The organism is Roseicella frigidaeris (genome assembly GCF_003258945.1).
GTDB classification, from domain to species: Bacteria; Pseudomonadota; Alphaproteobacteria; order Acetobacterales; family Acetobacteraceae; genus Paracraurococcus; species Paracraurococcus frigidaeris.
On the sequence record NZ_QLIX01000001.1, the window covers coordinates 623,211 to 635,423 of the forward strand.

The 12,213-nt window shown below is 73.7% G+C and carries 9 protein-coding genes; 6 read left to right on the plus strand and 3 right to left on the minus strand.

All coding sequences use genetic code 11. The annotated features are described in order from the left end of the window. Nucleotides 1-4: 4 nt before the first annotated feature. The 5 genes from DOO78_RS02885 (at nt 5) to DOO78_RS02905 (ending at nt 6,731) form a co-directional block, all read left to right on the plus strand. On the plus strand, nt 5-2,119 hold the full coding sequence (locus DOO78_RS02885; protein ID WP_111468201.1) for a molybdopterin oxidoreductase family protein: 2,115 nt from the start codon (nt 5-7) through the stop codon (nt 2,117-2,119). After that, on the plus strand, nt 2,116-2,469 hold the full coding sequence (locus tag DOO78_RS02890) for a hypothetical protein (RefSeq protein ID WP_207802761.1): 354 nt from the start codon (nt 2,116-2,118) through the stop codon (nt 2,467-2,469). Before DOO78_RS02885 ends, DOO78_RS02890 begins: the two co-directional genes overlap by 4 nt. A 10-nt stretch (nt 2,470-2,479) precedes the next feature. Continuing rightward, on the plus strand, nt 2,480-4,921 hold the full coding sequence (gene nirB, locus DOO78_RS02895; protein ID WP_111468202.1) for a nitrite reductase large subunit NirB: 2,442 nt from the start codon (nt 2,480-2,482) through the stop codon (nt 4,919-4,921). A gap of 2 nt (nt 4,922-4,923) precedes the next feature. After that, a complete protein-coding gene (locus tag DOO78_RS02900; protein WP_111468203.1) occupies nt 4,924-5,253 on the plus strand; it encodes a Rieske (2Fe-2S) protein in 330 nt (109 codons plus the stop codon). 239 nt (nt 5,254-5,492) lie between these two features. Continuing rightward, nucleotides 5,493-6,731 (plus strand): M24 family metallopeptidase, encoded by a 1,239-nt coding sequence (locus tag DOO78_RS02905; RefSeq protein ID WP_111468204.1) that lies wholly within the window; start codon nt 5,493-5,495, stop codon nt 6,729-6,731. Between the two features lie 66 nt (nt 6,732-6,797). Here DOO78_RS02905 and DOO78_RS02910 read toward each other — a convergent pair whose 3' ends face one another. The 3 genes from DOO78_RS02910 to DOO78_RS02920 form a co-directional block, all read right to left on the minus strand. Beyond that, entirely contained in the window at nt 6,798-8,246 is a 1,449-nt protein-coding gene (locus DOO78_RS02910; protein ID WP_128079988.1) for a phospholipase D family protein, read from the minus strand. Nucleotides 8,247-8,422: 176 nt separating this feature from the next. Then, on the minus strand, nt 8,423-9,313 hold the full coding sequence (locus DOO78_RS02915; protein WP_243634313.1) for an endonuclease/exonuclease/phosphatase family protein: 891 nt from the start codon (nt 9,311-9,313) through the stop codon (nt 8,423-8,425). 327 nt (nt 9,314-9,640) lie between these two features. Beyond that, a complete protein-coding gene (locus tag DOO78_RS02920; RefSeq protein ID WP_165838683.1) occupies nt 9,641-10,522 on the minus strand; it encodes an LLM class F420-dependent oxidoreductase in 882 nt (293 codons plus the stop codon). Between the two features lie 319 nt (nt 10,523-10,841). Between DOO78_RS02920 and DOO78_RS02925 the strand changes: the two genes are divergently transcribed. Continuing rightward, a complete protein-coding gene (locus tag DOO78_RS02925; RefSeq protein WP_111468207.1) occupies nt 10,842-11,882 on the plus strand; it encodes a Bug family tripartite tricarboxylate transporter substrate binding protein in 1,041 nt (346 codons plus the stop codon). Nucleotides 11,883-12,213: the final 331 nt, after the last annotated feature.

Consider the following 12,213-nt stretch of genomic DNA (forward strand, 5'->3'; position numbering starts at 1 on the left):
CGGCATGGCGCTCGCCCCGTTCCAGGCCGCCGCCGATGCCGGCACGCATTGTCCCTATTGCGCCATGCAATGCGCCATGCGGCTGGAATGGCGGGACGGCCGGCCGGAGGCGGTGCCGCGGGACTTCCCGACCAGCCGCGGCGGCCTCTGCCGCAAGGGCTGGACGGCGGGCGAGATGTACGCCGCCGCCCGCCCGGCAGGGCCGCTGCTGCGCGACCGGCGCGACGCGCCGCTGCGCCCGGCGGGCTGGGAGGAGGCCTTCGACCGCATCGCCGCCGGCCTCCGCGCCGCCCAGGCGGCGGGCGGGGCGGATGCGGTCGGTGTCTTCGGCGGCGGCGCCCTGAGCAACGAGAAGGGCTATGCGCTCGGCAAATTCGCCCGGCTCGTCCTCGGCACCCGCCACATCGACTACAACGGCCGCTTCTGCATGGCCTCCGCCGCCGCGGCGGGCGGGCGCGCCTTCGGCCTCGATCGCGGCCTGCCCTTCCCGCTGTCCGACATCCCCGAGGCGCGGGCCATCCTGATCGCCGGCGGCAACCCCGCCGAGACCCTGCCGGTGATGATGCAGTACCTGGAGGCGCAGCGCGCCGCGGGCGGCCAGCTCATCGTCGCCGATCCGCGGCGCAGCGCGACCGCCGCCATGGCCGATCTGCACCTGCAGCTCACGCCGGGCAGCGACGCGGCGCTCGCCGCCGGCATGCTGCATGTCGCGGTGCGCGACCGGCTGCTGGACGAGGGCTTCATCGCCGCGCGGACCAGCGGCTTTCCCGCCGTGCGCCGCGCCGTCGCCGCCTGGTGGCCGGACCGGGTGGAGCGGGTGGCCGGCGTGCCCGAGCGCCTGCTGGTCCGCGCCACCCACATGCTGGCCGAGGCGGCAACGGCGATGATCCTCTCCGGCCGCGGGCCGGAGCAGCAGAGCCACGGCGTCGCCAACGCGCTCGGCTACATCAACCTCGCGCTCGCCCTCGGCAAGGCCGGGCGGCGCGGCTGCGGCTGGGGCACGCTGACCGGCCAGGGCAACGGCCAGGGCGGCCGCGAGCACGGGCAGAAGGCGGACCAGCTTCCCGGCTACCGCAGCATCCTCGATCCGGCGCATCGCGCGGCGGTGGCGGCGGTCTGGGGCGTGCCGCCCGAGCGCATCCCCGGCGCCGGCGTCTCGGCCTGGGAGCTGCTGCAGCGCTGCGGCCGGCCGGATGGCATCCGGGCGCTGCTGGTGCATGGCTGCAACCTGCTCGTCGCCGCCCCCGATGCCGCGGCGCTGCGCGCGCGGCTCGCCGGGCTCGACCTGCTGGTCGTCGCCGATCCCTTCCTCTCCGAGACCGCCGAGCTCGCCGATGTCGTCCTGCCCGTCGCCCATTGGGCCGAGGAGGAGGGGACGATGACGAACCTGGAAGGGCGGCTGCTGCTGCGCGAGCGGCAGGCATCGCCGCCGCCCGGGGTGCGGACCGATCTCGAGGTCCTGCAGGCGATCGCCGCGCGGCTGGGCCGCGGCGGGCTGGTGAGCGCCGAGCCGCGCGCGGTGTTCGAGGAGCTGCGCCAGGCCAGCGCCGGCGGCGCCGCCGACTATGCCGGCATCACCTGGGAGCGGATCAAGGCCGAGCAGGGCGTCTTCTGGCCCTGCCCGGCGCCCGACCATCCCGGCACGCCGCGCCCCTTCGAGAGCCGCTTCGCGACGCCCGACGGCCGCGCCCGCTTCCACCTGGCCGAGCACCGCGCCGCGGCCGAGGAGACGGATGCCGACTACCCGATGCTGCTCACCACCGGCCGGGTGCTGGCGCATTACAACTCCGGCACCCAGACGCGCCGCGTCGAGGCGCTGCTGCAGGCCGATCCGGCCCCCTATGTCGAGATCCACGCCCAGGTGGCGCGCGGCCTCGGCATCGCCGAGGGCGAGGTGGTGCGCCTGGTGACGCGGCGCGGCGCCGTCACGCTGCCGGCCCGCCTGGCGCCCGGCATGCGCCTCGATACCGTCTTCGTGCCCTTCCACTGGGGCGGGCGCGAGGCGGTGAACCTGCTGACCAATCCCGCCCTCGATCCGGTCTCGCGCATTCCCGAGTTCAAGGTCTGCGCCGTCCGCATCGAGCGCGTCCCACCCAGCCACGGGGAGAGTCCGGCATGACCATGGAGACGACACCACGCTTCCTCAACGGCACCTTCCCGTTCGAGGGCCGCGGCCTGGGCTCGCCGATGCTGCTGCATCCGAGCCTCTGCTACACCGTGCCGGCCGACAGGCGGGCCCAGCTCATCTATTTCCGCGCCGGGCACTCCGCCGATGCGCTGGTCAGCCTGGTGCTGATGCGCGCGGGCAAGCCGATGCGCCTGTTCCCGCTCGGCGCCAAGGGGGCGATGCACGTGCCGCTGGCGGTGGTGGAGGACCTCTTCCCCGAGACGCCGCTCGAGCTCCACATCGCCGCGCCGCCGGGCGTCAGCGGCGAGGTCGTGGTCGATATCGGCCTGATGGAAATCTGAGGAGACGCGCATGGCGAAGCGGAAACTGGTCGTCATCGGCAATGGCATGGCGGGCGCCCGGGCGGTGGAGGAGGTGCTCGCGCGGGGCGGGGCCAAGCTGTTCGACATCACCATGTTCGGCGACGAGCCCTACGGCAACTACAACCGCATCCTGCTGTCGAACATCCTGAGCGGCATCCAGGATGCCAGCGAGATCTTCCTCAACCCGCTCGACTGGTATGCCGAGAACGGCATCACCCTGCATGCCGGCTCGCCGGTCACCGAGGTCGACCGCTTCGCCAGGGTGGTGCAGGCGGCGAACGGCGTCAGGGCCGGGTATGACGTGCTGCTGATCGCCACCGGCAGCCGCGCCTTCATCCCGCCCATCCCCGGCATCTTCCTCGGCGAGCGCCGGCTCAAGCCCGGCGTCTTCGGCTTCCGCACCATCGACGACTGCGAGGGCATCGCCGCCGCGGCGGGCGAGGGGCGCAAGGCCGCCGTGATCGGCGGCGGCCTGCTCGGGCTCGAGGCGGCGCGCGGCCTGCTGCAGCATGGCTGCGAGGTGCATGTCATCCATCTGGCGGGCCACCTGATGGAGCAGCAGCTCGACACCCAGGGCGGCGCCATCCTGCGCAGGACGATGGAGGGCATGGGCATCCAGGTCCATGTCGGCACCTCGACGGGCCAGGTGCTGGGCGAGGAGCGGGTGACCGGCCTCGCCTTCAAGGACGGCACCGTCCTCGATTGCGAGCTGGTGGTCGTCGCCGCCGGCATCCGGCCGAATTCCGAGATCGGGCTGCGCGCCGGGCTGACGGTGGAGCGCGCCATCGTCGTCGACAACCACATGCGCTCGGTCGACGACATGAACATCTATGTCGTCGGCGAGTGCGCGCAGCATCGCGGCCGCGTCTATGGCCTGGTGGCGCCGCTCTGGGACCAGGCCAAGGTCTTCGCCGAGCATGTGACGGAGAGCAACCGGGACGCCGCCTATCACGGCTCGAAGCTCGCCACCAAGCTGAAGGTGATGGGCGTCGAGCTGGCCTCCATGGGCGTGACGGAACCCTCCGAGGAGCGGGACGAGGTCATCCAGTTCAGCGAGCCGCGGCGCGGCACCTACAAGAAGCTGATCGTGCGCGACGGGCGGCTGATCGGCGGCATCCTGATGGGCGACATCAGCAAGGCCGCCTATCTCATGCAGGCCTTCGACCGCGACAGCCCGCTGCCCGAGGAGCGCCTCTCGTTGCTCTTCGACCTCGGCGCGCCGCCGCAGAAGGTGACGCTCGACGAGATGCCGGCCGAGGCGCAGGTCTGCAATTGCAACGGCGTCAGCAAGGCGGCGATCGGCCAATGCGTCGCTGGCGGCAACCGGACCCTGGCGGCGGTGATGAACGCCACCCGCGCCGGCAAGGGCTGCGGCTCCTGCAAGGGGCTGGTCTCCGACCTCGTCGCCTGGTTCGCGGGCGGCGAGGTGGAGGAGGATCCCTCGGTCCACTGGTACGTGCCGGGCATCCCCCTGCGCAAGCCGGAGCTGATCGAGGCCATCCGCGAGAAGGAATTGAAATCCGTCTCCGCCGTCTTCCGCGAGCTCGGCGGCGGCATCGAGGATGCGAATGCCAAGCCGGCCCTCGCCTCCCTGCTCGCGGTGGTGTGGAAGGGCGACCATGTCGCCGAGCCGGATGCCCGCTTCATCAACGAGCGCATCCACGCCAACATCCAGAAGGACGGCACCTTCTCCGTCGTGCCGCCCATGCCGGGCGGGGCCACCACCCCGGCGGAGCTGCGCCGCATCGCCGAGGTGGCGGAGCGGTTCAACGTGCCGCTGGTGAAGCTGACGGGCGGCCAGCGGATCGACCTGCTCGGCGTCCGGAAGGAGGACCTGCCGGCGGTCTGGGCCGCGCTCGGCACCGTCTCCGGGCATGCCTACGGCAAGACCTTCCGCACCTGCAAGGCCTGCGTCGGGACGGAGTTCTGCCGCTTCGGCCTCGGCGACAGCATCGCCCTGGCGCGGAAGATCGAGGACCGCTTCAAGGGCATCGACAGCCCGCACAAGATGAAGCTGGCGACCACGGGCTGCCCGCGCAACTGCTCGGAGGCGCTGATCAAGGATGTCGGCTTCGTCGCGGTCGGCGACGGCAAGTGGGAGATCTATGTCGGCGGCGCAGGCGGCTCGCATGTGCGCAAGGGCGACCTGCTCTGCACCGTCGCCTCGCACGAGGAGGCGCTGCTGCTCGGCGGCCGCTTCATGCAGTACTACCGCGAGGAGGCGAAGTACAAGGAACGCACCTATACCTGGATCGAGCGCGTCGGCATCGAGCGCGTCCGCGCCGTGGTGGTGGAGGACAGCGAGGGCATCGCCGCCCGCCTCGACGCCGCGATGCAGGAGTCGGTCGATGCCTATGTCGATCCCTGGAGCGAGCTGATCAAGCAACGGGAGACGACGCGCTTCGCCTCCCTCATCCCGGCGGGAGAATGAGCATGGAGGCCGAACGCGTGCTCTGCCGCCTGGCGGACATCCCGCCGGGCGAGGGCCGGACCTTCGAGGTGGGGGGCGAGCGCATCGCCGTCTTCCACACCCGCGCCGGCGGCGTCTTCGCCACGGCGGCGGACTGCCCGCACAAGGCCGGCCCGATGGCCGACGGGCTGGTCGGCGGCACCACCGTGACCTGCCCCTTGCACGAGCGGGTCTACGATCTGCGCAGCGGCAAGGAGTTGTCGGGGGAGTGCGACATCGCCGTCTATCCGGTGCGCCTCAGCGCCGATGGGCAGGTCGTCATGCCCGCGCCCGTCGCGGCCGTGGCCGGCTGAGCGGCGTCCCCACCCCGCCCGGGGCCTCGGCCGATCCGGCCCAGCCCGTTGTTCCGTCACGGTTTCCGCCGCCTCCGGCGATGCCGGGGGGCATGACGATGCGCCAGACCGGCCGCGCGCCGCCTCTGATGGCTGCCCTCGGGGCATGGACCGCGGTAGGCTGCCGGTGTCCCCGCCCCGGTGGGCCGTCCGCGACCGCGGCGCCGCCGCCGGGCGGGACGCCATGAGGGAGGCGAAGCATGTCCACCACCATCGCGACCCCGCCCGCCGCCGGCCGGGCCGCTGCCGGGCCCGGCAGCGGGACGGTGACCCCGGGCACCGCGCCCTTCGACACGCAACGGCTGGACGACCTGCTCGCCGCGGCCGATGTCGACGCGGTCGTCACCACCTCGCGCCAGGCCGCGCAATACCTGCTCGGCGGCTACAGCTTTCCCTTCTTCGACCATCGCGACGCCATCGGCCTCAGCCGCTACATGCCGGTGGTCGTCTATGTGCGGGGCCGCCCCGACCTGACGGCCTATATCGCGCACCGGCTGGAGAAGCACGAGCACCAGCTCGGCCGCTTCTGGACGCCGGTGGTGAAGACCGTCTCCGGCACCACCACCGATGCCACCGAGAATGCCATCGCCTATCTGCGCAGCCTCGGCCTGCCGCTGCGGCGCATCGGCGTCGAGCCCGCCTTCCTGCCCTCGGACGCGGCGGCGCTGCTGCGCGACGGGCTGCCGAATTGCGCGCTGATCGATGTCGCCCAGCCGCTCGAGCGGCTGCGCGCCCGCAAGAGCCCGGCCGAGCTCGCCATGCTGCGCGAGGCCTCGGAGCGGGTGGTGGAGTCGATGCTGGCCACCTTCGCCGCCTGCCGGCCGGGCCTGAGCAAGGCGGCGGTGGCCGAGCGGCTGCGGCGGGAGGAGGAGGGGCGCGACCTCACCTTCGAATATTGCCTCATCACCGCGGGCGAGAGCCTGAACCGCGCCGCCTCCGCCCAGGAATTCCGGCCGGGCGACATCCTCTCCCTCGATTCCGGCGGCCGTTATCAGGGCTATATCGGCGATCTCTGCCGCATGGGGATCCTGGGCGAGCCGGACAGCGAGCTGCAGGACCTGCTCGGCGCCGTCGAGGCGATCCAAGCGAAGGCGCGCGGCATGGTCCGGGCCGGCACCCCCGGCGGCGCGGTGCAGGCGGCGGGGGAGGCGGCGGCCGCCGCCTCGCCGCTCGCCAAGCACCTGGAGTTCCTGGCCCATGGCATGGGGCTGGTGCAGCACGAGGCGCCCTGGCTGACGGCGCATGGGCCCATCCCCTATGCCGCGCATGACGCTGAGCGCCCGCTGGAGGCGGATATGGTGCTCTCGGTCGAGACGACGCTGCTGCATCCGAAGCGCGGCTTCATCAAGCTCGAGGACACGATCGTCGTCACCGAGACGGGTTGCCAGCCCCTCGGCGATGCCGGCCGCGGCTGGAACCGCTGCGGCACGGCGGCGTAGCGCTGCTGCCGCCCTGCCGGGCCGGATGGTGGTTCGGCGAGGCCGCATGGCGGCCTCGCGGGGGGCTCAAAGCTGCGCCTCGACCGGCAGCAGGCGGATCAGCCCGGCCAGCACCCGGCGCGAGAGCGAGGCATCGGGCTCGTGGCGCGCCGTCGCCGGCCGCTCCAGCGCATCCTCGGCCGACCAGCACAGCCTTCCCTCCGCGAGCGTCACCCGCCAGCTGCGCGACGGGTCCGCCAGGCGCTGGTGCTCGGCCCGCAGCTCGCGCGCCAGCTCCGGGCTCTCGGCGAAGATGCCCATCTCGGTGTTGAGCGCGGCCGAGCGGGGATCGAGGTTGAAGGAGCCGACGCAGACCGTCGTCTCGTCCACCACGAAGGCCTTGGTGTGCAGGCTGGCGCCGCGCGAGCCGAAGAGGCTGGTCGCCTCGTCGCCGCTCGGCTTGAGCTCGAACAGCAGGATGCCGGCCTCGAGCAGCGCGCGGCGATAGCGGGCATAGCCGCCATGCACCGCGACCACGTCGGTCGCGGCGAGGGAGTTGGTGATGACCGCGACATGCACGCCGCGCCGCACCAGGGTGGTGAGCAGATCCAGCCCGGCCGCGCCCGGCACGAAATAGGGCGAGATGAGCAGCGCCTCGCGCTGCGCCAGGCGCAGCGCATCGGCCGCCTCGGGCCCGATGCCGCCGGCGGCGCGCGCCCGGCGCCGGGCCCCGAGGCCGCGCTTCGCCTTCTCCGGCGGGTCGGCGACGATCCGGATCGCCGTCTCCGGCACGCCGACGAGGCGGTCCTCCAGGCAGGCCGAGAGGCGGCTGCCCTCCGGCGAGCGGGCGAGGAAGCGCCGCGCCTCGGGGGCCACCGCGGCGGATTGCAGGCGGCGGCGCAGGCTCGCCAGCCCGCCGCGGGCATTGCCGGCCGGGCTCAGCTCGCGCGCGGGGCGGGCGAAGGGGCTGCGCCAGTAGCGCTCGAAGACCGCGGTCGCCTGCGCGGCGGCGCGGCCGGCGAGCAGCAGGTCGAGGTCGCGGAAATTGAACTCCTCGGCCGCGTCGAAATACTCGTCCGCCAGGTTGCGGCCGCCGGCGATGGCGACGCGGCCATCGGCGATCCAGGCCTTGTTGTGCATGCGGCGGTTGAGGTGCCAGCCGCCCAGCAACATCTCGAGCGCATAGCCGAGCCAGCCGAAGGCGCGCCAGCGGGTGCCGTTGAACAGCCGCACCTCGATCTGCGGATGCGCATCGAGGGCGGCGATCGCCCGTTCCTGGCCGAGGGCGAAGACGTCGTCGAGCAGCATGCGCACCCGCACGCCGCGATCGGCCGCCCGCAGCACCTCCCCGGCCAGCAGGCCGCCGGTCAGGTCGCCGTGCCAGAGATAGTATTGCAGGTCGAGGCTGCGGCCGGCCGCCCGCGCCGTCGCCGCCCGCACGGCGAAGGCCTCCGTCCCGCGCACCAGCAGCGCCGCCCCGGTCGCGGCGCCGAGCCGGCCGGTCACCGTATCGACCGCCCGGTCGAGCGCCGTCATGCCGCGCGCCGCCGGGGCCTCCGAAGCCTGCAGGCTGGCCGCCGGCGGACGCGTCTCCGATCCATGGCGAGCCAGCACCCAGTTCCTCCGCAACCTTTCCGCACCCGGGACGGGGTCTCAACGGCCGAGCCGGCCGCGGGTTTGGGCGTCGGGCCGGCAGGCGCCCGGCCGGGGCGTCACGCCGCCGCGGCCAGGTCCGATCGCGCCGGCTGCTGCGCCGGCGGCAGCCGCACCTGCGCCTTCAGCGGCAGGTGATCCGAGGCGAGGCGCGCCAGCGGCGTGTCATGCGCCTCCACCCGCAGCACCTGTGCCTGGGCGCAGCCGAGGATGCGGTCGAGCCGCAGGAAGGGGCGGCGCGAGGGAAAGCTCGGCGGCCCGCCGGTGACGCCGCCGAAGACCGCCTCAAGACCGGTCAGCGCGTTCCGCGCCCGGTTGAGCCGCCATTCGTTCAGGTCGCCGAGCAGCAGCGTCGGCATGTCCGTGGGCTGCCCCGCCTTCCCCTGGCCCGCCTTCCCTTGGCCGATCGCGGCCAGCACCGTCTCCACCTGCCGGGTGCGGCAGCGGCGCAGCAGGCCGAAATGCGCCGCCACCACGCGCAGCCTGTCGGTCCGGCCGGGCAGGGTGAGCTCGGCGATCACCGCGCCGCGCGGCTCGGCGCCGGGCAGGTCGATCCGCCGCAGCTGCCAGCGCGTGCCCGGCCGCACCAGCAGCGCATTGCCATGCCAGCCCATGCCGTCCGGCAGGTCGGAGACGGGCAGCGGCTGCAGGCCGGTGGCCTGCGCCAGCCGCGCCGGGTCGAGCAGGGCGGTGCGCCGGCCGAAACGGCGATCCACCTCCTGCAACGCCACCAGATCGGCGCCGAGCTCGGCGAGCACCGCGACCACGCGGCCGGGGTCGAACTGCCCGTCGGTGCCGACGCATTTGTGCACGTTGTAGGAGGCGACGCTCAGCTCGATGCCCGGCGTCCCGGCGGGCGCCTCCGGCATCGCCGGCAGGGGCTCGGCGGCGCGGCGGAGAGGGGCGGCGCGCGGCGAGGCACCGGGATGGGAGGAGCGGAGGCTGGGCACGGGCGATCCTGCATGGGTTGCGCGGTGGGGGCGATGACGACCCGGCCCATAGATGGGATGGGCGCGCGGCCGGTCCAGGGGATGCGCCAAGGCTTCTCGCCATACGGCTTTGTATGGACGCAGCAATTCAACCCAGCGCCCGAGGATGGGTAGATCCCGAATGGCCGGTCTCCCGTGCATGGCGACCGGGAGGCCCGGCCCGATAGGCTGCCAGAACGCTCCGTCGGGCGGCGGGTTGAGGCCGCCGGCCCGGAGCGGCCGGGCGCCCGCATCATCGCGCCGCCCGGCGCCGCTCGCCAAGGCCGGTCGCGGCGGGGAGGGCGCCGGTCAGGCGGCGCAGGCCCGGATCACCCGCTCGCCGAAGCGCGGCAGGCTCTCCTCCAGATCGGGCAGGAAGGCATGCACCGGCAGGACGACGCGGCCGATGCCGCGCCGCCGGCGCTCCTCCACCGCCGCCAGCGGGTCCTGGCCCGAGCCGGGAAGCGCGCCCGGGCAGCCGGCCAGAATCTCGATCGCCGCCGGGTCGCGCCCCGCCGCCTCGGCGCTGCGCCGGACCAGGTCGAGCAGCGGCATGGTATCCATCTGCGCGCCGATCGAGGGGAAGAAGCCGTCGCCGAGCCGCCCGGCGCGGCGCGCCGCCGCCTCGGAATGGCCGCCGACGATGATCGGCACCGAGCGCGCCACCGGCTTCGGGGTGCAGGTCATGCCCTCGAAGGCGACGAAGCGGCCGGCGAAGCGGGCATTGTCCTCGCGCCAGAGGGCGCGCATGGCGGCGACATACTCATCCGCCCGGCGGCCGCGCTCCGCGAAGGGCACGCCGAGGGCGGCGAACTCCTCGGCCAGCCAGCCGACGCCGATGCCGAGCTCGATCCGGCCGCCGCTCATCGCATCCAGGGTCGCCACCTGCTTGGCCAGGACCAGCGGGTTGCGCAGCGGCAGGATGATGACGCCGGTCATGAAGCGCAGGCGGGTCGTCGCCGCGGCGGCGAAGGCCATCCAGATCAGCGGGTCCGGCATGGCGCTGAACTGGCTCCCCGGCAGGCGGCCGCCGGCGGCATAGGGATAGACGCTCTCATAGGTCTCCGGCAGCACGACATGGTCGACGGCGAAGACGGAGTCGAACCCCGCCGCCTCGGCCAGCCGCGCCAGGCGGGCGGCGCCGGCGGCGTCGGGGAAGGTGTTGTTGCCGAAATGCAGGGCGAATTTCATCGCGGAGGCTCCTCCCTGGAGCAGTCTTGCAGGGTGCCGGAAGCTTGCCGGCGGCGCGCCCGCCGCGTCCAGCCGCCGGGAACCCCGCGGCGCCGCGGGTTCCCGGCCGCGCCCGGTCTGCCCGACGGCGGATGGGCGTCCGCAATGGAACGCCCATCCGCCGTCGCTCCTTGTTCGCCGGAGCCGATTCACGCGCCCGGGCATTCACGCCCGCCCACGATCCGCTCTACCCTGCCTGCAAGCAGACGAGCCGCCCGGTGCCGATGGGTGGCCATGGGGGAAACAGGCCGATGACCATCCACCGCAGGCTCGGGGCGCCATGCGCCGCAGGCTGAGCCCGGGGCCGCTCCGCCGCCGGGCGCTGCCCGGCCTCGCCGCCGCGCTGGCGCTGCCCGGGATGCTGCCAGGGGCGTTGCCAGGGGCGTTGCCTGGCCTGGCCCGCGCCCAGGGGCGTGGCCCGGAGGGCTGGCCGCAGGGACGGCCGGTCAGCCTCGTCATTCCCTTCCCGCCCGGCGGCGCGACCGACATCGTCGCCCGGATCCTGCAGGACGACTTCACCGAGCGCTTCGGCGCCAGCTTCGTGCTCGACCACAAGCCGGGCGCCTCCACCACCCTCGGCACCCGCGCCGTGGCGCGGGCGAAGCCCGATGGCATGGTGCTGCTGCTCGGCAGCAACTCGGCCCTGTCGCAGGCGCCCTATGCCTTCCGCAACCTCGGCTACGACCCGCAGACGGATTTCACGCCGATCAGCCTGCTCTATGCCTCGGCCTATCTGCTGGTGGCGCATCCCCGCTGGGGCAGCTTCGAGGCGATGATGGCGGCGGCGCGGCAGAAGCCCGGCACGCTGACCTATGGCAGCTGGGGCGTTGGCTCCACGGCGCATCTGCTGATGCTCGACATGCTCGGGCGGAGCGGGGTGGAGATGCTGCACGTCCCCTTCGCCGGCCCGGCCCCGGCGCTGACCGAGATCCTGGCCGGGCGCGTCGACATGATGTTCTCCACCTTCGGGCCGGCCCGGGCGCATGTGCAGGAGGGCCGGCTGCGGGCCCTCGGCACGCCGCACGAGCAGCGGCTCGCGGCGATGCCGGCGGTGTCGACCATGGGCGAGCTTGGCCTGCCCGGCCTCGTCGTCAGCGCCTGGTGGTGCCTCGCCGGCCCGGCCGGCTTGCCGGCGCCGCTGGCCACCGCGCTCGGGCAGGCGGTGCCGGAGGCCCTGGCCCGGCCGGCGGCGCAGCGCCTGATGGAGGAGTTCGGGCTGCTGCCGCTGCCCCTCGGCGCCGCGGCGCTGCGCGAGCGCATCCGCCACGATCTCGCGCTGAATGGCGAGCTGATGCGCAAGGCGGGGATCACGCCCGAATAGGCGGGGTCCGGTGCGGGGCCATCGACAGCCCCCTCATGCCGGCGTGTGCCTCAGGGCCCCCGACCGCCGGCGCCTTCCAGCGGCCTGGCGGCGCGCCGCCCGTCCGGGGCCCCGGATCGGCCGGGCGACCGGTCCGCCGGCCTCATACCAACGGCATGAAGGCTTCCTTCATGCCGAGCGCCCGAACGGGCGCCGCCGGTCGAGCCGCAAGGCGCGCCTGTCGGCGCGATGCGGCGAAGCCAAGCAACTGTCTTTTGTGTGAATGTGGTGTTTTAGGCTGGGGCGTAGGGTTTGTTGTCGCGGATGAGTGCGTTGGCGAGGACGATGAGCT